The organism is Pseudomonas sp. P20, from assembly GCF_016463925.1.
Lineage (GTDB): Bacteria > Pseudomonadota > Gammaproteobacteria > Pseudomonadales > Pseudomonadaceae > Pseudomonas > Pseudomonas aeruginosa.
This window is the reverse complement of the sequence record NZ_JAEMVM010000014.1, coordinates 226,266-253,057: the sequence shown is the minus strand read 5'-3', so window position 1 is coordinate 253,057 and position 26,792 is coordinate 226,266. Positions and strand designations below refer to the sequence as shown.

Sequence of the window (26,792 nt, the reverse complement as noted above, 5' to 3'; positions counted from 1 at the left end):
GCTATCGGCGACGCGCGGTGCCCGGCGCTAGCGCGTTCAGAGACGCTGGAAGAGACCCGGGTAATCGATCACCAGGCCCTGTTCGTCCACCAGCAGTACCGCTTTGAACGCGCTGCCTTCGAGGTTCTCGTAGAGGTAGTGGCTGGCGTCCAGGCGGGTGTATGCCTGGCGCATGCTACGCGGCTCCAGGGCCGGGGCCTCGATGTAGAGCGCGCGGATTTCCGCGCGCTGGCCATCGGCCAGGCCCAGGCGGCGGATCGGGAAGGTGTTGGTGAAGGGGCTTGGCCAAATATCGATGTCCAGGCAACCGTCGAATGCCGGTAGCGCTTCGCCGTCGCCGTCCTGCCAGTGGCCGCGGCCATCGGCGAGCAGGTGCAGCTTGCGCACCCCGGTTTCGCTTTCGACGTGGAACACCGCCTCACGCAGATGCCAGTCGGCGTCCCAGCGCAGCCGGTAGTCCAATTGGTAGGGCAGGCCGCTGCGTTCGTCCGGCGCGCGCAACTGGCTTTCCGCCTGGTCGTCCTCCAGGCGCAGGGCCTCCCAGCTGGACGACGGCGAGCGCCACAGGCCGGCCCAGGTGTACAGACGGTCGCGACTCATGCGTCGAGTACCAGGCCGAGGCGCTGGCGCTTGGGCAGGCGCGCCACCACCAGTTGATGGGAACGGACCAGGGCCTCGCGCAACTCCGCCGCCTTCATCGGGTAGGGGCGGGCCATGACGATCCAGTGCGCGCGCGCCAGGTAGGGCGCCGGACGGATGCCGGGGCGGTCGAAATAGCCGAGGAACAGCTCGCTGCCGACCTTGAAGGCCAGGCCGCCGTCCTTGTCGACGAAGTCGAGGATGGCGAACATCTTGTTGCCGGCCACCGAGAACACCCGGTTCGAACCCCACTTGAGGTCTTCCCGGGCGCCGGGCAGTTGCAGGCAGAAGGCGGCGATCTGGTCGGCGGTCATGGACGCTCCGGTGGCGGTTCAGTCGCGGAAATACACTTCCAGGAGATGGTAGCCGAACTGGCTCTTCAGCGGACCCTGGAGCACGCCCACGGGTTTCCTGAAGATGGCATTGTCGATGGACCTGACCATCTGCCCCGGGCGCACCTCGCCGAGGTCGCCGCCGCGCTTGCCGGACGGGCAGGTCGAATGCTTCTTCGCCAGCGTGGCGAAGTCCTCGCCCTTGGCCAGGCGCTGCTTCAGTTGCGCGGCCTCGGCTTCGGTCTTGACCAGGATGTGGCGGGCCATGGCGACGGGCATGGAATTACCTTTTGCGGTAGGACGGAACGCGCATTCTAGCCCAGGCTCGCCGCGGCTTCAGTCGCGCAGTTCGGCGAGGTCGCGATAAAGCTCCAGCGCCTGCGGGTTGGCCAGGGCGTCGGTGTTCTTCACCGGGCGGCCGTGGATCACGTTGCGCACCGCAAGCTCGACGATCTTGCCGCTCAGGGTGCGCGGGATATCGGCGACCTGGATGATCTTCGCCGGTACGTGGCGCGGCGTGGCGTTGGCGCGGATGGTCTGGCGGATGCGTTCGCGCAGCGGCTCGTCGAGTCGCACGCCGTCGCGCAGGCGGACGAACAGCAGCACACGCACATCGCCCTGCCAGTCCTGGCCGATGGCGATGGACTCGAGGACTTCCTCGACCTTTTCCACCTGGCGGTAGATTTCCGCGGTGCCGATGCGCACGCCGCCGGGATTGAGCACCGCGTCGGAGCGGCCGTGGATGACCAGCCCGCCGTGGACGGTTTCCTCGGCGTAGTCGCCATGGGCCCAGACGCCGGGAAAGCTGGCGAAGTAGGCGTCGTGGAACCTGGTGCCATCCGGGTCGTTCCAGAAGCCCAGCGGGATCGACGGGAAATGCCGGGTGCAGACCAGCTCGCCCTTGCCGCTGGCGAGGCGGCGGCCGTCGTCGTCCCAGATTTCCACGGCCATGCCCAGCGCCTTGCATTGCAGTTCGCCGCGCCACACCGGCAGCACCGGGTTGCCGATGGCGAAGCAGGAAACGATGTCGGTGCCGCCGGAGATCGACGACAGGCAGAGGTCGCTCTTCAGCTCGCGGTAGACGTAGTCGAAGCTTTCGTGGGCCAGCGGCGAACCGGTGGAGAGCAGTGTCCTCAGGCTGTCCAGGCGGTGGCTGTGGCGCGGGCGCACGCCGGCCTTCTCGAGCGCCGCCAGGTACTTGGCGCTGGCGCCGAACACGGCGATGTCCTCGGCGTCGATGAGGTCCAGCAGGCGCTCGGGGCCGGGGTGGAACGGCGAGCCGTCGTAGAGCACCAGGCTGGCGCCCACCGCCAGACCGGAGGCCAGCCAGTTCCACATCATCCAGCCGCAGGTGGTGTAGTAGAACAGCCGGTCGCCGTCGCCCAGGTCGGTGTGCAGGCCGTGCTCCTTGAGATGTTGCAGGAGCACGCCGCCGGTGGCATGGACGATGCACTTGGGGACTCCGGTGGTGCCCGACGAATAGAGGATGTACAGCGGCTGCTCGAAGGGCACCGGGGTGAAGACCGGCTCGCCCTCGGCCTGGTAGAACCCGTCCCACAGCGCGACCTGCGCCTGGCAGCGGTAGTCCTGCGGCTGCGCCTGCGGACGGTCGTAGGGCACCACCAGCAGTTGCTCCAGGCCGGGCAGGCCGGCGAGCACCTCGTTGAGCTTGGCGGTCAGGTCCAGCGACTTGCCGGCGTAGCGGTAGCCGGCGCAGGCGATCAGCACGCGCGGTTCGATCTGGCCGAAGCGGTCGATCACACCCTGGGTACCGAAGTCCGGCGAGCAGCTCGACCAGGTCGCGCCGAGGCTGGCGGTGGCGAGCATGCCGACCACGGTCTGCCAGGTGTTCGGCATCAGCGCGGCGACCCGGTCGCCGGGGCCTATGCCCAGGGCGGCGAGGCGCTTCTGCAGGCCCGCCACGTGACGGGCCAGTTCGGCGTGGCTGAGCACCTCGCGGCGACCGTCTTCGCTCACCGCGATCAGCGCCGGGGCATCATCGCGGCGGCGCAGCAGGTGTTCGGCGAAATTCAGCGTGGCGCCGGGGAACCAGCGCGCCGAGGGCATCTGCGCGCCTTCCTCGAGGACCGCACGCGGCGGTTGCTGGAAGCGCACCTCGAAGAAGTCGACGATGGCCTGCCAGAACGCCTCGCGCCGCTGCACGCTCCAGGCATGCAGCGCCGGGTAGTCGACCAGGCCGAGGGCGTGCCGCTGGTTGACGAAGCGTCGGAAGGCCTCCATGCGACTGGCGGCGATGCGTTCGGCGGAAGGGCTCCAGAGCGGTGCGGGCATGGCGTGTCCGTCCTTGTTGTTGTTCCGGGACATGCAGGAAGCATAACCGGACCCGCCGCTGCCTGCCTCACTCCGTGGACTGGTCCTGCGGCAGCGCCAGCGAGCGCCAGTCGGTGCCATGCAGCAGCACGTCGCTGAGGGCCTGGGCGGCGGTGGACAGCTTGTGCTCGCTCAGCCGCAGCAGGCCGACCCGTCGCTGCACCTGCGGCGCGTAGAGCGGCAGGCAGCGCGCGCCGAGTTCCTGCATCTGCTGGATGCACAGGGTCGGCACGGCGCTGACACCGAGTCCCTGGGCGACCATCCGCCCGACCGTGACCAGTTGGTGGCTCTCGAACGCCACCGGCAAGCGACCGTGCTCGGCGGCCACGCTTTCTTCCAGGAGCAGGCGCACCGCCGAGGGGCGTTGCAGGGTGATGAAGGGCTCGCCGAGCAGTTCGCGCCAACTGATCCGCTCCTGCCCGGACAGCGGCGAGCCGGTCGGCACCACGGCGACGAAGCGGTCGCTGTAGAACGGGGTGAACTCGAGGTTTTCCAGGGACTCCGGCTCGAAGGCGATGCCCAGCTCGACGCGTCGGTTGCGGACCATCTCCAGCACCTGCTCGTTGATCACGTCGTGCACCGCCACGTTGACCCGCGGGTGGCGTTCGCGAAAGGTCTTCAAGACCAGCGGCAGCAGGTTGCCGGCGAAGGAGGGCATGGCGGCGATGGAGACCTTGCCCAGTTGCAGGGTGAAGTGCTGGCGCAGCAATTCCTCGGTATTGTCCCAGTCGGCCAGCAGGCGCAGCGCCAGCGGCAGCAGGGTCTCGCCCTCGGGGGTGAGGCTGACGCTGCGGGTGGTACGTTCCAGCAGCGGACCGCCGAGGCTTTCCTCCAGGCTCTTGATCGCCAGGCTCAGGGCCGGCTGGGAGAGGTGCAGGCGTTCGCCGGCCTGGGCGAAGCTGAGGCTCTGCGCCACGGCGAGGAAGGCGCGCAACTGCTTGACGGTCATTTATTTGTTTTTCTCATCAATGGATTGGAAAAACAAACTTAACAAATCAGTCCGCAGCGGAGAAGCTCTGTGCGACCCGGCAGTCAGACTGCCGCACGCACAATCACAAGAGCCGGAAGAGGCACAGCAGCATGAGCGGACTCGACAAGCGAGTAGGCAGTTACGAAGAGGCCCTCGAAGGCCTGACCGACGGCATGACCGTCCTCGCCGGGGGCTTCGGCCTCTGCGGGATTCCCGAGAACCTGATCGCGGAAATCCGCCGGCGCGGGGTCAGGGACCTCACGGTGGTCTCGAACAACTGCGGCGTCGACGGTTTCGGCCTCGGCGTGCTGCTGGAAGACCGGCAGATCCGCAAGATGATCGCCTCCTACGTCGGCGAGAACGCCCTGTTCGAGCAACAACTGCTCAGTGGCGAACTGGAAGTCGAACTGACCCCGCAAGGCTCGCTGGCCGAGAAGATCCGCGCCGGCGGCGCCGGCATCCCGGCCTTCTTCACCGCCACCGGCTACGGCACCCCGGTCGCCGAGGGCAAGGAGGCGCGCGAGTTCAATGGCCGCCACTACATCCTCGAACCGGCCATCACCGGCGACTTCGCCATCGTCAAGGGCTGGAAGGCCGATCATTTCGGCAACGTCGTCTATCGCCACACCGCGCAGAACTTCAACCCGCTGGTCGCCACCGCCGGGCGCATCACGGTGGTCGAGGTGGAGGAGATCGTCGAGCCCGGCGAACTGGACCCGACGCAGATCCACACCCCCGGCATCTACGTCGACCGGATCATCCAGGGTCGCTTCGAGAAACGCATCGAGAAACGCACGCTGCGCGCCTGACGGCGGCCGCTACAACGACAAGAGGTTTCCCCAGATGGCACTTACCCGCGAACAGATGGCGCAGCGCGTGGCGCGCGAATTGAAGGACGGCTACTACGTCAACCTCGGCATCGGCATCCCGACCCTGGTGGCCAACTACGTGCCGGAAGGCATCGACGTCATGCTCCAGTCGGAGAACGGCCTGCTCGGCATGGGCGCGTTCCCCAGCGAGGCGGAAGTCGACGCCGACATGATCAACGCCGGCAAGCAGACCGTGACCGCCCGCGTCGGCGCGTCGATCTTCGACTCGGCGCAGTCCTTCGCCATGATCCGTGGCGGCCACGTCGACCTCACCGTGCTCGGTGCCTTCGAGGTGGACGTGCGCGGCAACATCGCCTCCTGGATGATCCCCGGCAAGCTGGTCAAGGGCATGGGCGGCGCCATGGACCTGGTGGCCGGCGCCGAGAACATCATCGTCACCATGACCCACGCCTCCAAGGACGGCGAGTCCAAGCTGCTGCCGTACTGCACCCTGCCGCTGACCGGTTGCGGCTGCATTCGCAAGGTGCTCACCGACCTGGCCTACCTGGAGATCGAGGACGGCGCCTTCATCCTCCGCGAGCGCGCCCCCGGGGTCAGCGTCGAGGAGATCGTGGCGAAGACCGCCGGCAAGCTGATCGTCCCCGAGCACGTGCCGGAAATGAGTTTCTGAATCGCGGCCCGCGCGGCCGGCGCCTCCACGCAAGGCGCCGGCCGCGCGGACCGTCCTTTCCAGAGGGCGTAGGATAGGAGGCTGTCGCACCGTCTACGTCCACCCGCAGCGATTCGGCCCGGCCACGGGCGAATCCAGGAGAACCATCCATGCAAGACGTCGTCATCGTCGCCGCTACCCGTACCGCCGTCGGCAGCTTCCAGGGCTCGCTGGCCGGCATTCCCGCCCCCGAGCTGGGCGCCGCGGTGATCCGCCGCCTGCTCGAACAGACCGGTCTCGATGCCGGCCAGGTCGACGAAGTGATCCTCGGCCAGGTGCTCACCGCCGGGTCCGGGCAGAACCCGGCGCGCCAGGCGGCGATCAAGGCCGGCCTGCCGGTCGGCGTGCCGGCCATGACCCTGAACAAGGTCTGCGGCTCCGGCCTCAAGGCCCTGCACCTGGGCGCCCAGGCGATCCGCTGCGGCGACGCCGAGGTGATCGTCGCCGGCGGCCAGGAGAACATGAGCCTGGCGCCCTACGTCATGCCCGGCGCCCGCACCGGCCTGCGCATGGGCCATGCGAAGCTGGTCGACAGCATGATCGAGGACGGCCTGTGGGACGCCTTCAACGACTACCACATGGGCATCACCGCCGAGAACCTGGCGGAGAAGTACGGCCTGACCCGCGAGGAGCAGGACGCCTTCGCCGCCGCTTCGCAGCAGAAGGCCATCGCCGCCATCGAGGGCGGGCGCTTCCGCGACGAGATCACGCCGATCCAGGTCCCGCAGCGCAAGGGCGAGCCGCTGAGCTTCGATACCGACGAGCAGCCGCGCGCCGGCACCACCGTCGAGGCCCTGGCCAAGCTCAAGCCGGCCTTCAGGAAGGACGGCAGCGTCACCGCCGGCAACGCCTCCAGCCTCAACGACGGCGCCGCCGCGGTATTGCTGATGAGCGCGGCCAAGGCCAAGGCCCTGGGCCTGCCGGTGCTGGCGCGGATCGCCAGCTACGCCAGCGCCGGGGTCGACCCGGCGATCATGGGCATCGGCCCGGTCTCCGCCACCCGTCGCGCGCTCGACAAGGCCGGCTGGAGCCTGGAGCAACTGGACCTGATCGAGGCCAACGAGGCCTTCGCCGCGCAGTCCCTGGCGGTGGGTCGGGAACTGGGCTGGGATGCCGCCAGGGTCAACGTCAACGGCGGCGCCATCGCCCTTGGCCACCCGATCGGCGCGTCCGGCTGCCGGGTGCTGGTGACCCTGCTGCACGAGATGATCCGTCGCGACGCGAAGAAGGGCCTCGCCACCCTGTGCATCGGCGGCGGGCAGGGCGTCGCCCTGACCCTGGCCCGCGACTGATCCATCGACCTGCCGCTCGCGGCGTGATCGCGCCATGTCCTTTCGCGGGGGCATGGCGCGCTCGTGTCCAGGGAACGAGCGGCGGACGGCCTTGACCGTCCGACCGGCCCCGTACCGTTCCGCCCCTCGGGACGGCCGGGTGCCCAGGGAGCCGTAGCACACACAGGCGGCCCCGTAGTCGCCGAATAACAATAAAACCGAGAGAATCCGCGATGACCGCTATCCTTCCCATCCAAGAAAGCCGCTCCGCGCGCTTCGCCATGCGTTGCTCGAACTGGGCCGAGCGCTGGTTTCCCGACTCCTGGGTGTTCGCCGCCCTGGCCATCCTCATCGTCAGCCTGGCCGCGCTGGCCATGGGCGCCGGACCGACCGCCACGGCGAAAGCCTTCGGCGACGGTTTCTGGAGCCTGATCCCGTTCACCATGCAGATGGCCTTCGTGGTCATCGGCGGCTATGTGGTGGCCAGTTCAGGCCCCGCCTCGCGTCTCATCGACCTGCTCGCGCGGGTGCCGAAGAATGGCCGCTCGGCGGTCTGCTGGGTGGCGCTGGTGTCGATGCTCGCCTCGCTGCTCAACTGGGGCCTCAGCCTGGTCTTCGGCGGCCTGCTGGTACGCGCCCTGGCGCGCCGCAGCGACCTGCGCATGGACTATCGCGCCGCCGGCGCCGCGGCCTACCTCGGGCTGGGCGCGGTGTGGGCGCTGGGCCTGTCGTCGTCGGCCGCGCAGTTGCAGGCCAACCCGGCCAGCCTGCCACCGTCGATCCTGGCGATCACCGGGGTGATCCCGTTCACCGAGACCATCTTCCTCTGGCAGTCCGGGGTCATGCTGCTGGCGCTGATCCTGGTCTCGCTGGTGATCGCCTACATGACCGCGCCGAGCGCCGCCAGCGCCCGCGACGCCAAGGATTGCGGGGTCGACGTGAGCTTCACCGCTCCGGCCAGGCTGGCGCCGACCCGGCCCGGCGAGTGGCTGGAGCACAGCCCGTTGCTGATCATCCTGCTGGTACTGCTGGCCGGCGGCTGGCTGGTCCACGAGTTCTCGACCAAGCCGGCGATCCTGGCGATCTCCGGGTTGAACACCTATAACCTGCTGTTCCTGATGCTCGGCGCGTTGCTGCACTGGCGCCCGCGCAGCTTCCTCGACGCGGTGGCGCGCGCGGTGCCGACCACCACCGGGGTGCTGATCCAGTTCCCGCTGTACGGCTCGATCGCGGCGATCATGACCACGGTCAACGGCAGCGACGGCGAGACCCTGGCCCACCATATCTCGACCTTCTTCGTACAGATCGCCTCCCACGACACCTACGCGCTGCTGATGGGCGTGTACTCGGCGGTGCTGGGCTTCTTCATTCCCTCCGGCGGCGGCAAGTGGATCATCGAGGCGCCGTACGTGATGCAGGTGGCCAACGAGCTGCAATATCACCTCGGCTGGGCGGTGCAGATCTACAACGCCGCCGAGGCGCTGCCGAACCTGATCAACCCGTTCTACATGCTGCCGTTGCTCGGCGTGCTGGGGCTGAAGGCGCGCGACCTGATCGGCTTCTCGTTCGTCCAGTTGCTGGTGCACATCCCGCTGGTGCTGGTGCTGCTCTGGGCCCTGGGCAGCACCCTGGCGTACATCCCGCCGGTGATGCCGTAGCGCATCGGCGGACCGACCTGGCCCCGATAACTTCCTCTCCCTGAAGGGAGAAGGTTGGGGAGAGGGTAGCCGCGCCGGGAAACGAGGTATCGGCGGATAACGCCTGTGGCGTTATCCGCCCTACGCAATGGGGCGGGCGAACTCCGGATGGTTCCCTCTCCCTTCAGGGAGAGGGTCTGGGGAGAGGCTGGCCGCCCCGGCTACTGCGCCACCCAGCCGCCATCCATGTTCCAGGCCGCGCCGCGCACCTGGTCGGCGGCTTCGCTGCAAAGGAACAGCGTCAGTCCGCCGAGTTGCTCGGGGGTGACGAAGGCCAGCGAGGGTTGCTTTTCCGCCAGCAGGTCGTGTTCCGCCTGTTCGGGCGAGACGCCCTCGGCGATGCGCGCGTCGATCTGCTTCTGCACCAGCGGGGTCAGCACCCAGCCGGGGCAGATGGCGTTGCAGGTCACCGGCGTGCGCGCCGTTTCCAGCGCCACACTCTTGGTCAGGCCGAGCACGCCATGCTTGGCGGCGACGTAGGCGCTCTTCCCGGCCGAGGCGACCAGGCCGTGGGTCGAGGCGATGTTGACGATCCGCCCCCAGCCGCGCGCGAGCATGCCCGGCAGGGCCAGGCGGGTGGTATGGAACACCGAGGACAGGTTGATCGCGATGATCGCGTCCCAGCGTTCCGTGGGGAATTCCTGCACCGGCGCCACGTACTGGATGCCGGCGTTGTTGACGAGGATGTCGGCGCCGCCGAAGGTCCGCTCGGCGAAGGCCATCAGTTCGCCGATCTGCTCCGGGCTGGAGAGGTCGGCCGGGTGGTGCTCTGCGCGCACGCCGCGGGCGCGGACCTGCGCCAGTGCCGCGTCGACCTCGCCGAAGCCGTTGAGGAGCAGGTCGGCGCCGGCCTCGGCCAGGCTCAGGGCGATGCCCAGGCCGATGCCGCTGGTGGAACCGGTGACCAGGGCGGTCTTGCCTTTCAGGGTCATGCTGTTTCTCCCGCTGGATGAAAAAAGGGCGGATCAGACCAGGCCGGTGGCGTAGAACAGCCCGATGACGAAGAACACCGCCAGGGTCTTGATCAGGGTAATACCGAAAATGTCCTTGTACGCCTCCCGATGGGTCAGGCCGGTGACCGCCAGAAGGGTGATCACCGCGCCGTTGTGCGGCAGGGTATCCATCCCGCCGCTGGCCATGGCGGCGACCCGGTGGAGGACTTCCAGGGGGATCTGCGCGGCGTTGGCGGCGGCGATGAAGGTATCGGACATCGCCGCCAGGGCGATGCTCATGCCGCCCGACGCGGAACCGGTGATGCCAGCCAGCAGGGTGACGGTGATCGCTTCGTTGACCAGCGGATTGGGAATGCTCTTGAGCGCGTCGGCCAGCACCAGGAAGCCCGGCAGCGAGGCGATCACCGCACCGAAGCCGTATTCCGAGGCGGTGTTCATCGCCGCCAGCAGCGAGCCGGCCACCGCGCTGCGGGTGCCTTCGGCGAGGCGGCTGCGGATCGCCGCGAAGCCGCTCGCCAGCACCAGCAGGATGCCCAGCAGCAGGGCCGCCTGCACTGCCCAGATCGCGGTGAGCTTGCCGACCTCGGTTTGCAACGGCGTGGCCATGCCGGCCAGTTGCAGGGTATGGACCTGGCCGTACCATTGCGGGATCCAGTGGGTGAACAGCAGGTTGGCGACCCCGACCAGCACCAGCGGCGAGAGCGCCAGCCAGGGATTCGGCAGGCGCAGGTCATCGGCGGTCTCCGGCTCGTTGCGCAGGTCGCTGCCGTAGCCTTCGCCGTTGCGCCGCGCCTTGTTCGCCTGGCGTCGCAGGTAGAGCATGCCCACGGCGAAGACGAACAGCGCGCCGAGGGTGCCGAGCCAGGGCGCGGCCCAGGCGTGGGTGCCGAAGAAGGTCGAGGGGATGATGTTCTGGATCTGCGGGGTGCCGGGCAGCGCGTCCATGGTGAAGGAAAACGCGCCGAGGGCGATGGTTGCCGGAATCAACCGCTTGGGGATGTCGCTCTGGCGGAACATCTCCGCGGCGAACGGGTAGACCGCGAACACCACCACGAACAGCGAGACGCCGCCGTAGGTGAGCAGCGCGCAGACCAGTACGATCACCAGCATCGCCTGGCGGGTGCCGAGCAGGCGGATCGCCGCCGCGACGATGGAACGGGAGAAGCCGGCCAGCTCGATCAGCTTGCCGAACACCGCGCCAAGCAGGAATACCGGGAAGTAAAGCTTGATGAAACCGACCATCTTCTCCATGAACACCCCGGTGAAGGTCGGCGCGACCGCGCTGGGATCGGTGAGCAGGACGGCGCCGAGGGCGGCGAGGGGGGCGAACAGGATGACGCTGTAGCCCCGGTAGGCGGCCAGCATCAGCAGGCCCAGGGCGGCAAGGGCGATGATCACGCTCATCGGGCATATCTCCACGGCGCTGCGGGGCGCGCTTCGCATGGGGAAGGCGCTCCGGGCCTGTTTCTTGTTGTCGAACGATGCGGGCACCGGCGTGACGGCCTGGAACGGGGCAGGGCCGTCGGAAAGGCACGTTGCGATAACCGTGCCAGGCCCCAGAATCGCGGTTTTCGTGGGCTGCGGCGAGACGAAGGGGAGCGTGGGGAATAGCGTTGTCTCAAAATGGAGACGTAATCGAGCGAAAGTTCCGTGCTATGCAGGTCTCAGTTCGTCTCTATTTCGAGACGAGTCCCGCTATCGAGACGCATGCCCAGCGCCACGATCTTCTTGTACAGGGTCGAGCGACCCAGGCCCAGGCGTTTCGCCGCTTCCACCACATTGCCGGCACTCTGCGCCAGGGCCCGTCCGATCAGGTCGCGCTCGAAGGCTTCGCGGGCCTGTTGGAAATCCCCGACCGGCCTGTCGTCCGCCGCTCGAGGCAGCTCCGGCAGCGGTTGCAGGGGGCCCAGCGCCGCGCCGAGGGCGGTGGCGTCCAGCAACGGTTGGTCGGCCAGCAGCAGCGCGCGTTCCAGCACGTTGCGCAGTTCGCGGACGTTGCCCGGCCAGGCATGCCGGGCGAGCAGCGCCAGGGCGTCGCCGCCGAGTTCGTGGAGACGGCCGTGGTCGAGGCTGTCGAGGATCGACTCGCAGAGCGCCGGGAGGTCGTCCAGGCGCTGGCGCAACGGCGGGATCTCGATCGGCAGGACGTTCAGCCGGTAGTAGAGGTCAGCGCGGAAACGGCCTTCGCGCATCGCCTGCTGCAGGTCGATGGAAGTGGCGGCGACCAGGCGGATGTCGCTGCGGATCACTTCGTTGGAACCCACCGCTTCGAACTCTTTCTCCTGTAGCACGCGCAACAGCTTGCCTTGCAAGGCCAGCGGCATGTCGCCGATCTCGTCGAGGAACAACGTGCCGCCCTGGGCCACCTGCAACTTGCCTGGCCGGCCCTTGCGCTCGGCACCGGTGAAGGCCCCCGGGGCGGTACCGAAGAATTCGGCCTCCAGCAGGCTTTCCGGGATCGCCGCGGCGTTCACGCTGACGAAGGCCTTGTGCGCCCGCGGCGAAGCGCTGTGGATGGCGTGGGCGAGCAGTTCCTTGCCGGTGCCGGTCTCGCCGAGCAACAGCACCGGCGCTTCGCTGGCCGCGCCACGACGGGCGCGGCGCTTGACTTCCAGGCTGGCCGGACTGGTGCCGACGAAGTGGCTGAAGCTGTACTTGGCCTGGCGCGCCTGCAATTGCGAGCGGGTCGAGGCCAGTTCGCGCTGCATGCTCAGGTAGCGGGTCACCAGCGGCGACAGCGAACGCAGTTCGTCGAGCAGGGCGAAGCCGATGGCGCCGATCACTTCGCCGGCGTCGTCGTGGATCGGCAGGCGCATCACCACCAGCGGGTCCTTCGCGCTGTCCATCATGTCCAGCAGGATCGGCTTGCCGCTGCCTACCACTTCGCGCAGCAGGCTACCGGGGATCACGCTTTCGCAGGGCCGGCCGATGGCCTGCGCCGGGTCGGCGAGGCCGAAACGCTGGGCGTAGCGCTGGTTGATCCAGACGATGCGGGCCTCGCGGTCGACGATCACCGTGCCTTCGCTGGAGCCTTCGACGATCTCGAACAGTGAACGGATCGCCTGCTGGCGCACGCGTTGGTAATCCTGGAGGCTGTCGGCGTCGTTCATCGGCGGCTCCTGCGGCGGACGGCGAAACGGCCCGCCACTGTAGCCGGGAAGCCGCTCGCGGTGAAGGCTCAGGATTCCTCGACGGCCAGCGCGGCGGCGCTTTCCCGCTGCGCCTGGGCGGCGGGCGAGCGGACCTGGAGGATCAGTAGCGCGGCGAGCCCGGCGGGAAACGCCGCAAGCATGAAGATGTTCTCCACGGATATGTGCATGCCCAGCAGCAGGCTGCCGAACAGTGGGCCGAGGATCGAACCGAAGCGGCCCACGCCCAGCGCCCAGCCGGTGCCGGTGGCGCGTACCTGGGCCGGGTAGAAGTTGCTGGCGAAGGCGTTCAGGGTCAACTGCCCGCCGATGATGCAGAAGCCGGCGGCGAAGACGAACGCCAGCAGCCAGCGCGGCTGGTCGTGGTTGAGGCCGAGGAGCAGGGTGAACAGCGCGGCGCCGGCGAGAATCGCCGCCAGCAGGCGGACCTTGCTGCGCAGGCGGTCGGCGAGCCAGGCCAGGAGCATCGCGCCGAGGGTGCCGGCGAAGAGGAACATCGAGGTCGCCAGGTTCGCCGCATTGCGTGTCAGGCCGCTTTCCTGGAGCAGCGAGGGCAGCCAGCTGACCATGAAGTAGAGCAGGATCAGGCTGACGAAGAAGGTCGCCCAGAGCAGCAGGGTCGGCCGCGCGTAACCGTGGCGGAACAGCTCCAGCACGGTCAGGCTTGCCGCCGGCTCGGCGTCGGCCTGTGCCGGCGGCGGCTGCCAGCCCGGCGCCATACGCTCGCTGAGCTGGCGCAGGCGGGCATAGGGCGGTGCGTCGCGGAGCAGGCGCGGCAGCGACTCCGGGAGGAACAGGAGGAGGAAGGGGAACAGCAGCAACGGGGTGACGCCGCCGGCGAGGAATACCGCCTGCCAGCCGAAGCCGTCCATGAAGGCGGCGGCGACGAAACCGCCGGCGGCGCCGCCGAAGGAGAAACCGCAGGCCGCCAGGGTGACCATCAGGGTACGCAGGCGCGGTGGCGAATACTCGGCCATCAGCGCCATGGCACTGGGCATCGCCCCCCCCATTCCGATGCCGCAGACGAAGCGCGCCAGCATCAGGCTTTCCAGGGAACCGGCGAAGACCATCAGGACGGTCAGGCTGGCGTAGATCAGCACGCAGCAGAGCAGCACCCGGCGGATGCCGAAGCGGTCAGCCAGCGGCGTCACCAGCAGCGAACCGACGGTCAGGCCGAACAGGTTGGCGCTGAACACCGGGCCGAATGCGGCCTTGTCCAGGCCCCATTCCTGGGCCAGGGTCGGCACCACGTAGCCGAGCACCTGGGCATCGTAGCCATCGGTGACCAGCAACAGGGCGAGGAGCAGCAGCAACAGCCACTGGTAGCGGGACACGGGGCGCGCGTCGAGCGCCGCGCGAAAGCTGGCGATCTGGTTGTGCATCGCAAGGTACCTGAGGTTCTTATTGGTGATGGGGCGTCCGGCGGACGCCCCCCTTTATCTTCAGGAGCGGGACTCTGCGGTCCCTCAGGCGGCCGGGGTGTCCGGCTGGTTGGCCGGATGGGCCTGGCGGAACGCCGGATGGGCGGCGGCCAGGTCGGCGACCCGGCGGATCCGTGGCCAGGCGTCCAGCGCCACGCCGAAGCGCTCGGCGGCGTAGAGCTGCGGGACCAGGTAGACGTCGGCCAGGCCCGGCCGGTCGCCGAAGCACCAGCCCTGGTCGCCGATCAGTTGCTCGACGGCGGCGAGACCCTGGCCGACCCAGTGGCCGATCCACTGCCGGACCTGCTCTTCGTCGTGGCCCCACTGACGCAGCAGGTTGAGCACGCTGGCGTTGTGCAACGGGTGGATGTCGCAGCCGACCAGCGCCGCGACTCCGCGCTCGCGGGCGCGGCGCAGCGGATCGCTGGAGAGCAGGGCGGGTTGCGGGTAGCGCTCCTCGAGGTACTCGATGATCGCCGGCGACTGGATCAGCAGCTCGCCCTCGTCGACCTGCAGGGCCGGTACGCGGCCCTGCGGGTTGAGCGCCAGGTAGGCGGGTTGGCGGTGTTCGCCGCCGTCGCGGACCAGGTTGACCGGCAGCGACTGGTAGTCCAGCCCCTTCAGCGCCAGGGCGATGCGCACCCGGTAGGAGGAGGTGGAACGGTAGTAGGTATAGAGCTTCATCCGCGCGCCCCCGGAAGGGCCGCGAGCACCTTGCCGCGACATTCGCCGAAACCGATCGAGACATGTCCCTCGCGCTTGCAGCGAGCGCGGAGGATGACCTCGTCGCCGTCCTCGAGGAAGCGCCGGGTCTCGCCGGAGGCCAGTTGCACCGGCTGCTTGCCGCCAGCGGTGATCTCCAGCAGCGAGCCGAACTGGCCGGGCTCGGCGCCGGACAGGGTGCCGGAGCCGAACAGGTCGCCGGGCTGCAACTGGCAGCCATTGACGCTGTGGTGGGCGACCATCTGCGCCACCGTCCAGTACATGCTCAGGCTGTTGCTCAGGGTCAGGCGCTGCGGCGGCAGGCCTTTCTCGCGCAGGCCCTCGGTGAGCAGCAGGACCTCCAGCTCGATGTCGAAGGCGCCGTGGGCCTGGTCGTTGTCGTCGTAGAGATACGGCAGCGGCCGCGGGTCGCCTTCGGGGCGCGCTGGCTGGGCGCGGCGGAACGGCTCCAGGGCTTCGGCGGTGACCACCCAGGGCGAGACGCTGGTGATGAAGCTCTTCGACAGGAACGGGCCGAGCGGTTGGTATTCCCAGGCCTGGATGTCGCGCGCCGACCAGTCGTTGAGCAGGCAGAAGCCGGCGATGTGCTCGGCGGCGCGGGAAACCGGGATGGCTTCGCCGAGGGCGTTGCCCTGGCCGATCCAGATGCCCAGCTCCAGTTCGTAGTCCAGGCGCGCGCAGGGGCCGAACACCGGCTCGCTGGCGCCGGCCGGCAGGGTCTGGCCGTTGGGCCGGCGCACTTCGCTGCCGGAGACGCGCACGGTCGAGGCGCGGCCGTGGTAGCCGATGGGCACGTGCTTGTAGTTGGGCAACAGTGGGTTGTCCGGGCGGAACAGCTTGCCGACGTTCTCGGCGTGGCGGATGCCGACGTAGAAGTCGGTGTAGTCGCCGATCCTGGCCGGTAGGTGCATTTGGCACTCGGCGGCCGGATGGAGCAGTTCCGGGCGCTCCGCGGCGCCTTCGCCGAGCAGCTCCAGCAGGCGCTGGCGCAGCGCCACGCGGGCCGGCTTGCCGAGGGCGAAGAAGGCGTTCAGCGCGCCGCCGCGGGTGGCTTCGGCGGCTTCGCCGGCGGCACCCTCGAACAGCCCGGCGGCCAGCGCCGCGTCCAGGTCGAGGATCGAGTCGCCGATGGCCACGCCGCAACGCGGGCTCAGGCCGGCACGGCTGAAGATGCCCAGCGGCAGGTTTTGCAGGGGAAAGTCGGCATGCCCATTGGCGGAGGCGACCCAGCTACGAGTGGGGGTTGGCTGGTTCATGGGGTTATCTCCGTTGCGGGTTGAAGGTGGATACGAGCGACGCCCAGCAGGCATCGTAGTCATTCTGCAGGGCCGGCGTCTCGAGGGCGGCACGGCTCGGCCGGAGGACCTGGCTGGTCTCGAACATGAAGGCCATGGTCTGGTCGATCCTGTGCGGCTTGAGGTCGGCGGCGATGGCCTTGTCGCAGCTTTCCGCGTCCGGGCCGTGGGCGCTCATGCAACTGTGCAGCGAGGCGCCGCCGGGCACGAAGCCGCCGGCCTTGGCGTCATAGGCGCCCTGGATCAGGCCCATGAATTCGTTCATCAGGTTGCGGTGGAACCATGGCGGACGGAAGGTGTTCTCGGCCACCATCCAGCGCGGCGGGAAGATCACGAAGTCGATGTTGGCCAGGCCGGGGACGCTGGTGGGGGAGGTCAGCACGGTGAAGATCGACGGGTCCGGGTGGTCGAAGCTGACCGTGCCGATGGTGTTGAAGCGGCGCAGGTCGTACTTGTAGGGCACGTTGTTGCCGTGCCAGGCGACCACGTCCAGCGGCGAGTGGTCAAGCTCGCAGGCCCACAGTTCGCCGAGGTATTTCTGCACCAGTTGCAGCGGCTGGCGGCTGTCCTCGTAGCGCGCCACCGGGGTCAGGAAGTCGCGCGGATTGGCCAGGCCATTGCTGCCGATCGGGCCGAGGTCGGGCAGGCGCAGCGGCGCGCCGTGGTTCTCGGCGATATAGCCTCGTGCCTCCCCGTCGAGCAGCTCGACGCGGAACTTCATCCCGCGCGGGATCACCGCGATCTCCAGCGGTTCGACTTGCAGCGCGCCGAGTTCGGTGCACAGGCGCAGACGGCCCAATTGCGGGACCAGCAGCAGTTCGCCGTCGGCGTCGTAGAAGCAACGCTCCATCGAGCGGTTGGCCAGGTACTGGTAGATGCTCACACCGGCGGGCTTGTCGCCGGGCGCGTTGGCGGCCATGCGCAGCAGGCCGTCGAGGAAGTCGGTGGGCTGCTCGGGCAGTGCCAGCGGGTCCCAGCGCAGGCGGTTGGGAGTCGGCGCATCCAGTTCGGCACCGGCGATCTGTCGTTCCAGGCGGCGGAACGGCGGATGCTTGGCCGACGGCGTGATGCGGTACAGCCAGGTGCGCCGGGCCTCGCTGCGAGCCATGGTGAAGGCGGTGCCGGAGAGCAGTTCGGCGTACAGGCCGTAGGGCGCTTTCTGCGGGGAGTTCTGGCCGACCGGCAGGGCGCCGGGGAGCGCTTCGCTGCTGAATTCGTTGCCGAAGCCCGATTGATAGGCGAGGGCAGTGGAGTCGAGGTTCATCTGAGGCCTCCGGGGAGTGGGGGCAGCTTGCCGCAGATCCGCCGGGGACCTGGCACGCTGGCTGCGTTATTTTTATCGTAACTCAATTACGCATAACGTAATTTGAGTGGAAGGCAGCGTCAAGCTATAACGTCGGCCCCGCCCGCAGGAACCCGCGTCCATGGAAAAGAACAGCAGTCCCGCCGAAACCTCCGGCAAGCAGAAGGTCCGCTCCGCCGAAGTCGGTACCGATATCCTCAAGGCCCTCGCCGAACTCTCCCCGGCGACCTCGCTGTCGCGCCTGGCGGAGCATGTGGGGATGCCGGCGAGCAAGGTCCATCGCTATCTGCAGGCATTGATCGCCAGCGGCTTCGCGGTCCAGGACGCCTCCACCAATCATTACTCGCTGGGGCGCGAGGCCCTGCGCGTGGGCCTGGCGGCGCTGGACAGCATGGACGTGCTGAAGAGCGCCGCCGCGCCGCTGGCCGAGCTGCGCGACGTGCTCAACGAGACCTGCTTCCTCGCCGTCTGGGGCAACCGTGGCGCCACCGTGGTACAGGTGGAACAGGCGGTGCGCGCGGTGACGGTGGTCACCCAGGTCGGCTCGGTGCTGCCGCTGCTCGGTTCGTCCACCGGCCTGGTGTTCGCCGCGTTCCTGCCGGAACGCGAGGTGGCCGAGCTGCGCGAGGAAGAGTTGGCCGGGCGCGCCGACCATCCGCTGGCCGACCCGGCGGCCTACGCGGTGCTGCTGGAGGGCATCCGCGCGCGCGGCCTGCATGCGATCCATGGGCTGCTGATGCCTGGGGTGGAGGCGCTCTCGGCACCGGTGTTCGACGCCCGCGGGCGGGTGGCGGCGGTGCTCACGGTGGTCGGCCCGGCGAGCATCTTCCAGGCCGAGGAGCAGGGGCCGGCGGCGGAACGGCTGCTTGCGACGACTCGGGCTATCAGTTGGCGGATGGGGTATGACGGCACCCAGGGTGGATGATGCAGTCTCCGAGCCTGAGGGTGATGTCAGGTAGGGCGGATAACCGCCCGCGGTTATCCGCCGCTTCTCAGGCCTTGGCCAGCAACGCCTTCGCCGCTCGCGATCCGTTGCTCTTGCCGAGCACCGCGCAGATGCGCTGGCCGGCGTCGACCAGGGCGTGCATGTCGACCCCGGTATGGATCTCCAGGCCGTTCAGCAGGTAGAGGACGTCTTCGCTGGCGACGTTGCCGGTGGCGCCCTTGGCGTAGGGACAACCGCCGAGGCCGGCCACCGAGCTGTCGAATACCGCGACGCCTTCCAGCAGGCTGGCGTAGATGTTCGCCAGGGCCTGCCCGTAGGTGTCGTGGAAGTGCCCGGCGAGGCGCTCGCGGGGAACCTCGCTGGCCACCGCCTCGATCAGCCGGCGGGTGGCACCGGCGGTGCCGACGCCGATGGTGTCGCCCAGGGACACTTCGTAGCAGCCCATCTGCTGGAGTTCGCGGGCGACCCAGGCGACCTGGCGCGGATCGACATCGCCGTCGTAGGGACAGCCGAGCACGCAGGAAATGTAGCCGCGCACCCGCACCTGGTGCTGGCGCGCCGCCTCCAGCACCGGTACGAAGCGCTCCAGGCTGTCCTTGATCGAGCAGTTGATGTTGCGCTGGGAGAAGGCTTCCGACGCGGCGGCGAACACCGCCACTTCCTTCACCCCCGACTCCAGCGCCGCCTCGAAGCCTTTCAGGTTCGGCGCCAGCGCCGCGTAGGTCACGCCGGGACGCTGGCGGATGCCGGCGAACACCTCGGCCGAGCCGGCCATCTGCGGCACCCACTTGGGCGAGACGAAGCTGCCCACTTCGATGTAGTCCAGGCCGGCGGCGCTCAGGTCATCGACCAGGCGGATCTTGTCGGCCACCTCGATCGGCTGTTTCTCGTTCTGCAGTCCGTCGCGCGGACCGACTTCCACCAGGCGGACCTTCTTCGGCAGGTTCATGCTGTTCCTCGTCTTGGCTGTCAGGCCTGGTTCTCGTCCAGCTCCACCAGCGGCGTGCCTTCCTCTACCAGTTCGCCCTCGCTGCAATACAGCGCCTTCACTACCCCGGCGTGGGGCGCGCGGATGCTGTGTTCCATCTTCATCGCCTCCAGCACCACCAGGGCGGTGCCGGCTTCGACCGTCTGGCCGGGCTCGACCAGGACCCGCACGATACTGCCGTTCATCGGCGCGCTCAAACCACCCTGGTGGGCATGGGCGGCCTCGGCCTCGGCGATCGGGTCGACGGCTTCGATGGCCAGCAGTTCGCCCTCCCATTCGAGGAACAACTGGCGTCCGCGGCGCAACGCCGCCGAGCGACGGGTGACACCGTCCACCCGGCTGACCAGGTCGTCGCCGTCCAGGCGATACTGGCTGGGGCTGGCGTGGCGCAGGCGGACGCAGCGGCGTTCGTCGCGGCAGCGCAGCATCAGGTCGGCCTCCCGCGCCAGGGCGCTGCGCCAGCCGTCGTTGCGGCTCCACGGCGAATGCGGGTCGTCGTCGCGACGGTGGCCCGGTTCGCTCTGCAGCCAGGCTTCGGCGGCGGCTTGCCAGAAATGCTCCGGCAGCGCTTGCGGCGCCGGCAGCAGGTCGTCTTGGTGGCGCGCGATGAACCCGGTGTCCAGTTCGGCGGCGGCGAACGCCGAATGGCCGAGGATGCGGCGGAGGAACGCCAGGTTGGTGCGCAGGCCGCCGACCGAGGTTTCCGCCAGCATCGCCAGCAGGCGCTGGCGGGCTTCCTCGCGGGTTTCGCCCCAGGCGATCAGCTTGGCCAGCATCGGGTCGTAGAACGGCGAGACCTCGTCGCCTTCGCGTACCCCGCTGTCGACCCGCCGGCCGGGGCCGGCGGGCGCTTCGCGGTACAGCGCCAGGCGGCCGCTGGCGGGGAGGAAGCCGCCCTCGGGGTCTTCCGCGTAGAGCCGCACTTCGATGGCGTGGCCGTTCAGCGGCACCTGTTCCTGTGTCAGCGGCAGCGCCTCGCCGCGAGCGACGCGGATCTGCCAGGCGACCAGGTCGAGGCCGGTGATGGCCTCGGTGACCGGGTGTTCCACCTGCAGGCGGGTGTTCATTTCCATGAAGAAGAACTGGCCGCGTTCGTCGAGGAGGAATTCGACGGTACCGGCGCCGACGTAGCCGATCGCCTGCGCCGCGCGTACCGCGGCCTCGCCCATGGCCCGGCGCAGTTCCACACCGAGACCGGGGGCGGGGGCTTCCTCGACGACCTTCTGGTGGCGGCGCTGGATCGAACAGTCGCGTTCGTTGAGGTACAGGCAGTGGCCATGGCGGTCGGCGAATACCTGGATCTCCACGTGGCGCGGCTTCAGCAGGTATTTCTCCACCAGCATCCGCGCGTCGCCGAAGGCGGCCTTGGCCTCGCGCTGGGCGGAGGAAAGGGCCTCGGCCAGCTCGGCCTCGCGCTCCACCACCTTCATGCCCTTGCCGCCGCCGCCAGCGGCGGCCTTGAGCAGCACCGGGTAGCCGATGCGCCCGGCTTCCCGGCGGAAAGTCTCGAGGTCCTGGGCTTCGCCGTGATAGCCGGGCACCAGCGGCACGCCGGCTTCTTCCATCAGCGCCTTGGCCGCCGACTTGCTGCCCATGGCGTCGATGGCCGCCGCCGGCGGTCCGAGGAAGAGCAGGCCGGCTTCCTCGCAGGCGCGGGCGAAGTCGGCGTTCTCCGAGAGGAAGCCGTAGCCGGGGTGGATCGCCTGGGCGCCGCTGGCGAGGGCGGCGGCGATGATCCTGTCGCCGCGCAGGTAGCTGTCGACGGGCTTGGCGCCGCCCAGGTCGACGGCGATGTCGGCTTCGGCGACGTGGCGGGCGTGGCGGTCGATGTCGCTGTGCACGGCGACGCTGCCGATGCCGAGGGCGCGCGCGCTGCGCATCACCCGGCAGGCGATCTCGCCGCGGTTGGCGACCAGGAGGCGCTGGATGCTGCGGTAGTCCGGGTTCATGCGTCGTTTCTCCAGGCGGGCGTGCGTTTCTCCAGGAAGGCGCGCAGGCCTTCCTGGCCTTCCGGGCTGATGCGGATGCGGGCGATGGCCGCCTCGGTGTAGCGGCGCAGCGCCGGGCTCAGCTCGGCGGCCTCGACCTCATGGTAGAGCGCCTTGCAGGCGACCAGGGCGCGCGGGCTGTTTTGCAGCAGGTTGGCGATCCAGGCCTCGGCCTGGCTTTCCAGTTCGGCGGCGGGACAGCTTTCGCTGAGCAGGCCCAGTTCGCTGGCGCGGCGTCCGTCGAAGCGCTCGGCGGTCAGCGAATAGCGCCGCGCGGCGCGCTGGCCGATGGCCTTGACCACGAACGGGGCGATGGTCGCCGGGATCAGGCCGATGCGTACCTCGGACAGGCAGAAGGTCGCGTCGTCGCTGCCGATGGCCATATCGCAGCAACTGACCAGGCCGACCCCGCCGCCGAACACCGCGCCCTGGACCACCGCCAGGGTCGGCTTGGGCAGGTTGTAGAGATGGGTCATGAGTTCGGCGATGCGCTGGGCGTCGGCCAGGTTGCCCTGGTAGTCGAGGTCCACCGACTGCTGCATCCAGGCCAGGTCGGCACCGCCGCAGAAGTGCCGGCCACGGCCGCGCAGCACCAGCAGGCGGACCTGCGGGTCGCTGCCGACGCGATCGATGGCCTGCAACAGTTCGTCGATCACGACGGCATTGAAGGCGTTGTTCTTTTCCGCCCGGTCCAGCCACAGGGTGGCTACGCCGCGCGGGTCGATCTCAAGCTGGATGGTCTGGAATTCGCTCATGCTGGTCTGCTCGTCACATGCGGAACACGCCGAAGGCGGTCGGCTCGATGGGGGCGTTGAGGGCGGCGGAAAGCGCCAGGGCGAGCACCTCGCGGGTCTGCGCCGGATCGATCACGCCGTCGTCCCACAGTCGCGCGCTGGAGTAGTAGGGATGGCCCTGGTGCTCGTACTGCTCGAGGATCGGCGCCTTGATCTTCGCCTCCTCTTCGACGCCGAGCTGCTGGCCGGCGCGCTCGGCCTGCTCGCGCTTGACCTGGGCGAGCACCCCGGCGGCCTGTTCGCCGCCCATCACGCCGATCCTCGCGTTCGGCCACATCCACAGGAAGCGCGGGTCGTAGGCGCGTCCGCACATGCCGTAGTTGCCGGCGCCGAAGCTGCCGCCGATCAGCACGGTGAACTTCGGCACCCGCGCGCAGGCCACCGCGGTCACCAGCTTGGCGCCGTGCTTGGCGATGCCGCCAGCCTCGTACTTCTGGCCGACCATGAAACCGGTGATGTTCTGCAGGAACAGCAGCGGGATGCCACGCTGGCAGGCCAGTTCGATGAAGTGCGCGCCTTTCTGCGCAGCCTCGGCGAAGAGGATCCCGTTGTTGGCCAGGATGGCGATCGGATAGCCGTGCAGGTGGGCGAAGCCGCAGACCAGGGTGGTGCCGAACAGCGCCTTGAACTCGTCGAACTCGGAGCCGTCCACCAGTCGTGCGATCACTTCGCGCACGTCGTAGGGCTGCTTGCTGTCGGCGGGAATCACCCCGTACAGCTCCTCGGCGGGGTACAGCGGCGCGCGCGGTGCACGGCATTGCAGCTGGCCCTGCTTGCGCCAGTTGAGGTTGGCGACGCAGCGGCGGGCGATGGCCAGGGCATGGTCATCGTCCTCGGCATAGTGGTCGGCGACCCCTGAGACCTTGCAGTGCACGTCGGCGCCGCCAAGTTCCTCGGCGCTGACCACCTCGCCGGTAGCGGCCTTCACCAGCGGCGGCCCGGCGAGGAAGATGGTGGCCTGTTCGCGCACCATCACGGTTTCGTCGGACATCGCCGGCACGTAGGCCCCGCCGGCGGTGCAGGAGCCCATGACCACGGCGATCTGCGGGATGCCGCGGGCACTCATGTTGGCCTGGTTGAAGAAGATCCGGCCGAAGTGCTCGCGGTCGGGGAACACCTCGTCCTGGCGCGGCAGGTTGGCGCCGCCAGAGTCCACCAGGTAGATGCATGGCAGGCGGTTCTCCAGGGCGATGGCCTGGGCCCGCAGGTGCTTCTTCACGGTCAGCGGATAGTAGGTGCCGCCCTTCACCGTGGCATCGTTGCCGACGATCATGCATTCCACCCCTTCGACCCGGCCGATCCCGGCGACGATGCCGGCGGCGGCGACCTCTTCGCCGTAGACTTCGTGGGCGGCGAGGGCGGAAAGCTCGAGGAACGGCGAGCCGGGGTCGAGCAGGCGGTTGATGCGTTCGCGCACCAGCAGCTTGCCGCGCGCGCTGTGCCGGGCCTGGGCGGCGCTACCGCCGCCTTCGTGGATGCGGCCGAGGAGGGTGCGCAGGGCGTTGACCTGTTCCAGCATGGTCGCGGCGTTGGCCGCGAACTCGGCGGAGCGTGGATTGATCTGGGTGTGCAGGATGGCCATGGCGGTGGCTCCGTGTCGAGGTGGGCGGAAGCGGTTGGCGCCCGCTCCCGACCTGGCGATGCGCCTGTCGATGCAATGGAATGCCCTCTCCCTGGCGGAAAAGGGCCGGGAAGAGCGAGGCTTCAGCGGGTTTCGTTGAACAGCTCGCGGCCGATCAGCATGCGGCGGATCTCGCTGGTGCCGGCGCCGATCTCGTAGAGCTTGGCGTCGCGCAACAGGCGGCCGGTGGGAAACTCGTTGATGTAGCCGTTGCCGCCGAGGATCTGGATCGCGTCCAGGGCCATCTGGGTGGCGCGCTCGGCGCTGTAGAGGATCACCCCGGCGGCGTCCTTGCGGGTCGTCTCGCCGCGGTCGCAGGCGGCGGCCACGGCGTACAGGTAGGCGCGGCTGGCGTTGAGGGCGGTGTACATGTCGGCCACCTTGCCCTGGACCAGCTGGAATTCGCCGATGCTCTGGCCGAACTGGCGGCGGTCATGGATGTACGGCACCACCACGTCCATGCACGCCTGCATGATTCCCACCGGGCCGCCGGAAAGCACCACGCGCTCGTAGTCGAGGCCGCTCATCAGTACCTTGACCCCGCCGTTGACCGCGCCGAGGACGTTCTCCTCGGGTACCTCGACGTCCTGGAAGATCAGTTCGCAGGTGTTCGAGCCGCGCATGCCCAGCTTGTCCAGCTTCGGCCCGCGACTGAAGCCTTTCCAGTCGCGCTCGACGATGAACGCGGTGATCCCGTGCGCGCCCTTGTCCGCGTCGGTCTTGGCGTAGATCACATAGGTATGGGCATCGGGACCGTTGGTGATCCACATCTTGCTGCCGTTGAGAACGAAGCGGTCGCCGACCCGGTCCGCGCGCAGCTTCATCGAGACCACGTCGGAGCCGGCGTTGGGTTCGCTCATCGCCAGCGCACCGATGTGTTCGCCGGATACCAGGGCCGGCAGGTAGCGGGCCTTCTGTTCGGCGTTGCCGTTGCGCTTGATCTGGTTGACGCAGAGGTTGGAATGCGCGCCATAGGAGAGCGCCACCGAAGCCGAGGCCCGGCTGATCTCTTCCATGACCACGGCGTGGGCCAGGTAGCCCAGCGCCGAACCGCCGTACTCTTCGTCGACGGTGATGCCGAGCAGGCCCATCTCGCCGAACTTGCGCCACATGTCCATGGGGAACTGATTGTCCTGGTCGATCTGCGCGGCGCGCGGCTGCAGTTCGGCGGCGACGAAGCCGCGCACCTGGTCGCGGAGCATGTCGATGGTTTCGCCGAGGGCGAAGTTGAGGCTGGGATAGGTCATGCTTTCACCTGTAATTGTGCTTGTCCGGTTTAAAGCTTTGAATGAGGTTTATGTTTCAACTGTCTGTTTGTTAAAGCTTTTGATAAGCGCCGCTCGACAGCGCTCCTCGGCAGTATCCAGTTCCAGCTGCATCTGTTCGATGTCCAGCAACTGTTGTTCCAGCTGGGCGCGGCGCTCGGCGATCTTCTCCAGCATGGTGTTCAACTGCTTCTGGTTGCCGCTGCTCGGGTCCGGGTCGTAGAGCTCGATCAGTTCGCGGCATTCGGCGAGGGAAAAACCGATGCGCTTGCCGCGCAGGATCAGCTTCAGGCTGACCTTGTCGCGCGGCGAATAGATGCGTTCCTGGCCGCGTCGCTCGGGGGAGAGCAGGCCTTGCTCCTCGTAGAAGCGGATGGCGCGGGTGGTGATGTCCAGTTCGCGGGCGAGATCGGAGATGGTGTAGGTGATGGACATGCGCTGGCACCTGCTTGTTTACCTTTACGTTAACGTAAAGCTGCGCCGAAATCCTGTCAACGCCTGGAACGGGGGAAAAATGACAGCCGTGAAAGATGCTTGTCAGAAAGATTTAATCGGCGCCTCATGAAAGGGCGCGGATGGCTCTGTTCTGCTTCGCCGAACACTGTGTTTCTCGGAGGAGTCGTAACGATGAGTCGGCTGATGACCTACAGGACGCTGCTGGCTTGCCTGCTCGCCGCGTTGCTTGCGCTGCTGGTGGCGGGCCAGCAGCAGCGCGCGTTCGAGCGAATCTGGTTCAAGCTGGAGCAGCGCTACGGCGGCGATGTTGCGCGCGAGAACGCCCTGCGCCTGGCCGACTATCGGGTCGATATCGAAGCCCGCGTGCTGGGCGCGGAGTCCAACGTGTCGGCGCTGTCCTTCGACCCCAGCCGGCGCAGCCTGGTCAGCGTGACCAACCAGGACCCGCATTTCCTCGAGCTGTCGCTGGACGGCGAATTGCTGCGACGCATCCCCCTGCGCGGTTTCCAGGATCCGGAGGCTATCGAGTACATCCGGCCCGGCGTCTACGTGGTCGCCGAGGAGCGTCGCCAACGCCTGGTGGAGATCCATGTCGACGCCGACACCCGGGTGATCGACATCGACGATCCGCGCAACGCCCGGAAGTTCTCCTTGGGCAGTGCAAACAAGCGCAACAAGGGCTTCGAGGGGTTGGCCTACGACCCGCTGCGCGAGCGCCTGTTCGTGGCCCGGGAAAAGGCGCCGGTGGGCATCATCGAGGTAAACGGCTTCTTCAACGACCGCGGCGAGGCGCTCGACCTGAGCGTCGGCGGCGACCCGCAGCGCGATCGCGGGTTGTTCCTCACCGATCTGTCGAGCCTCTACTACGACAAGGCCAGCGATCACCTGCTGGTGCTTTCCGACGAGTCGCGGGTGGTCATCGAACTGGATCGCGCCGGGGATCCGCTCGGCAGCCTGACCCTGCGTGGCGGCAACCATGGCCTGACGGACGACGTGCCGCAGGCCGAAGGGTTGGCGATGGACGACCGGGGCAGCCTGTACGTGGTCAGCGAGCCGAACCTGTTCTACCGCTTCAGCCGAGCGCTGCCAGCGGCCGACTAGGGTGGGAAAA

General features: G+C 68.4%; 24 protein-coding genes. 6 read left to right on the top strand and 18 right to left on the bottom strand.

Annotated features, from left to right (window positions below; translation table 11 throughout):
- Nucleotides 1–36: 36 nt before the first annotated feature.
- The 5 genes from JHD77_RS20220 to JHD77_RS20200 all read right to left on the bottom strand — a co-directional run bounded on the left by JHD77_RS20220 (nt 37) and on the right by JHD77_RS20200 (nt 4,251).
- Nucleotides 37–600 carry a putative glycolipid-binding domain-containing protein gene (locus JHD77_RS20220; RefSeq protein WP_003088555.1) on the bottom strand — a complete coding sequence of 188 codons (564 nt, stop codon included), beginning with the start codon at nt 598–600 and terminating at the stop codon, nt 37–39.
- Nucleotides 597–953, bottom strand: coding sequence for an MmcQ/YjbR family DNA-binding protein (locus JHD77_RS20215; protein ID WP_073658665.1), 357 nt, complete (start codon nt 951–953; stop codon nt 597–599). Before JHD77_RS20215 ends, JHD77_RS20220 begins: the two co-directional genes overlap by 4 nt.
- A gap of 18 nt (nt 954–971) precedes the next feature.
- On the bottom strand, nt 972–1,250 hold the full coding sequence (locus JHD77_RS20210; protein WP_003088559.1) for a peptidylprolyl isomerase: 279 nt from the start codon (nt 1,248–1,250) through the stop codon (nt 972–974).
- Between the two features lie 57 nt (nt 1,251–1,307).
- Nucleotides 1,308–3,263 carry an acetoacetate--CoA ligase gene (locus JHD77_RS20205; protein WP_003450416.1) on the bottom strand — a complete coding sequence of 652 codons (1,956 nt, stop codon included), beginning with the start codon at nt 3,261–3,263 and terminating at the stop codon, nt 1,308–1,310.
- Nucleotides 3,264–3,330: 67 nt separating this feature from the next.
- Nucleotides 3,331–4,251: a LysR family transcriptional regulator gene (locus tag JHD77_RS20200; protein ID WP_003088564.1), complete on the bottom strand. Its 921-nt coding sequence runs from the start codon at nt 4,249–4,251 to the stop codon at nt 3,331–3,333.
- 131 nt (nt 4,252–4,382) lie between these two features.
- On the opposite strand from JHD77_RS20200, the gene JHD77_RS20195 reads away from it, so the two are divergent.
- The 4 genes from JHD77_RS20195 to JHD77_RS20180 all read left to right on the top strand — a co-directional run bounded on the left by JHD77_RS20195 (nt 4,383) and on the right by JHD77_RS20180 (nt 8,740).
- The gene (locus JHD77_RS20195; protein WP_003088566.1) at nt 4,383–5,081 is read left to right on the top strand and encodes a CoA transferase subunit A; all 699 of its coding nucleotides are present in this window, start codon (nt 4,383–4,385) and stop codon (nt 5,079–5,081) included.
- Nucleotides 5,082–5,115: 34 nt separating this feature from the next.
- On the top strand, nt 5,116–5,772 hold the full coding sequence (locus JHD77_RS20190; protein WP_003088567.1) for a CoA transferase subunit B: 657 nt from the start codon (nt 5,116–5,118) through the stop codon (nt 5,770–5,772).
- Nucleotides 5,773–5,921: 149 nt separating this feature from the next.
- Nucleotides 5,922–7,103, top strand: coding sequence for an acetyl-CoA C-acetyltransferase (locus JHD77_RS20185; RefSeq protein ID WP_003121716.1), 1,182 nt, complete (start codon nt 5,922–5,924; stop codon nt 7,101–7,103).
- A gap of 212 nt (nt 7,104–7,315) precedes the next feature.
- Nucleotides 7,316–8,740, top strand: coding sequence for a short-chain fatty acid transporter (locus JHD77_RS20180; protein WP_003088572.1), 1,425 nt, complete (start codon nt 7,316–7,318; stop codon nt 8,738–8,740).
- Nucleotides 8,741–8,940: 200 nt separating this feature from the next.
- Here the strand turns inward: JHD77_RS20180 and bdhA are convergent, their stop codons facing one another.
- The 7 genes from bdhA to hmgA all read right to left on the bottom strand — a co-directional run bounded on the left by bdhA (nt 8,941) and on the right by hmgA (nt 17,584).
- On the bottom strand, nt 8,941–9,711 hold the full coding sequence (bdhA, locus tag JHD77_RS20175) for a 3-hydroxybutyrate dehydrogenase (RefSeq protein WP_023085197.1): 771 nt from the start codon (nt 9,709–9,711) through the stop codon (nt 8,941–8,943).
- Between the two features lie 33 nt (nt 9,712–9,744).
- A complete protein-coding gene (locus JHD77_RS20170; protein WP_003088575.1) occupies nt 9,745–11,136 on the bottom strand; it encodes a GntP family permease in 1,392 nt (463 codons plus the stop codon).
- 260 nt (nt 11,137–11,396) lie between these two features.
- Complete coding sequence (gene hbcR / locus JHD77_RS20165; RefSeq protein WP_023089078.1) at nt 11,397–12,842, bottom strand: sigma-54-dependent transcriptional regulator HbcR; 1,446 nt, start codon at nt 12,840–12,842, stop codon at nt 11,397–11,399.
- 68 nt (nt 12,843–12,910) lie between these two features.
- Nucleotides 12,911–14,263 carry an MFS transporter gene (locus tag JHD77_RS20160; protein ID WP_023089079.1) on the bottom strand — a complete coding sequence of 451 codons (1,353 nt, stop codon included), beginning with the start codon at nt 14,261–14,263 and terminating at the stop codon, nt 12,911–12,913.
- Between the two features lie 84 nt (nt 14,264–14,347).
- Nucleotides 14,348–14,986, bottom strand: coding sequence for a maleylacetoacetate isomerase (gene maiA / locus JHD77_RS20155; RefSeq protein ID WP_003100402.1), 639 nt, complete (start codon nt 14,984–14,986; stop codon nt 14,348–14,350).
- Nucleotides 14,983–16,281 carry a fumarylacetoacetase gene (gene fahA, locus JHD77_RS20150; RefSeq protein ID WP_003100400.1) on the bottom strand — a complete coding sequence of 433 codons (1,299 nt, stop codon included), beginning with the start codon at nt 16,279–16,281 and terminating at the stop codon, nt 14,983–14,985. The genes maiA and fahA overlap by 4 nt, the downstream gene beginning before the upstream one ends.
- A gap of 4 nt (nt 16,282–16,285) precedes the next feature.
- Nucleotides 16,286–17,584: a homogentisate 1,2-dioxygenase gene (gene hmgA / locus JHD77_RS20145; RefSeq protein ID WP_003100397.1), complete on the bottom strand. Its 1,299-nt coding sequence runs from the start codon at nt 17,582–17,584 to the stop codon at nt 16,286–16,288.
- A 160-nt stretch (nt 17,585–17,744) separates the two neighbouring features.
- Between hmgA and JHD77_RS20140 the strand changes: the two genes are divergently transcribed.
- Nucleotides 17,745–18,548, top strand: coding sequence for an IclR family transcriptional regulator (locus JHD77_RS20140; protein ID WP_003111362.1), 804 nt, complete (start codon nt 17,745–17,747; stop codon nt 18,546–18,548).
- Between the two features lie 67 nt (nt 18,549–18,615).
- Here JHD77_RS20140 and liuE read toward each other — a convergent pair whose 3' ends face one another.
- From liuE to liuR, 6 genes are all read right to left on the bottom strand, one after another.
- On the bottom strand, nt 18,616–19,518 hold the full coding sequence (gene liuE / locus JHD77_RS20135) for a bifunctional 3-hydroxy-3-isohexenylglutaryl-CoA lyase/hydroxymethylglutaryl-CoA lyase (protein WP_003100393.1): 903 nt from the start codon (nt 19,516–19,518) through the stop codon (nt 18,616–18,618).
- Between the two features lie 20 nt (nt 19,519–19,538).
- Entirely contained in the window at nt 19,539–21,506 is a 1,968-nt protein-coding gene (liuD, locus tag JHD77_RS20130) for a methylcrotonyl-CoA carboxylase subunit alpha (protein ID WP_016851703.1), read from the bottom strand.
- A complete protein-coding gene (locus tag JHD77_RS20125; protein WP_003088598.1) occupies nt 21,503–22,300 on the bottom strand; it encodes a gamma-carboxygeranoyl-CoA hydratase in 798 nt (265 codons plus the stop codon). Before JHD77_RS20125 ends, liuD begins: the two co-directional genes overlap by 4 nt.
- A 13-nt stretch (nt 22,301–22,313) precedes the next feature.
- Entirely contained in the window at nt 22,314–23,921 is a 1,608-nt protein-coding gene (gene liuB / locus JHD77_RS20120; protein WP_003100387.1) for a methylcrotonyl-CoA carboxylase subunit beta, read from the bottom strand.
- 122 nt (nt 23,922–24,043) lie between these two features.
- Entirely contained in the window at nt 24,044–25,207 is a 1,164-nt protein-coding gene (gene liuA, locus JHD77_RS20115; protein ID WP_003100385.1) for an isovaleryl-CoA dehydrogenase, read from the bottom strand.
- A 48-nt stretch (nt 25,208–25,255) separates the two neighbouring features.
- A complete protein-coding gene (gene liuR / locus JHD77_RS20110; protein ID WP_031756570.1) occupies nt 25,256–25,660 on the bottom strand; it encodes a liu genes transcriptional regulator LiuR in 405 nt (134 codons plus the stop codon).
- Nucleotides 25,661–25,852: 192 nt separating this feature from the next.
- Between liuR and JHD77_RS20105 the strand changes: the two genes are divergently transcribed.
- A complete protein-coding gene (locus JHD77_RS20105; RefSeq protein ID WP_003088602.1) occupies nt 25,853–26,782 on the top strand; it encodes an SdiA-regulated domain-containing protein in 930 nt (309 codons plus the stop codon).
- Nucleotides 26,783–26,792 lie beyond the last annotated feature (10 nt).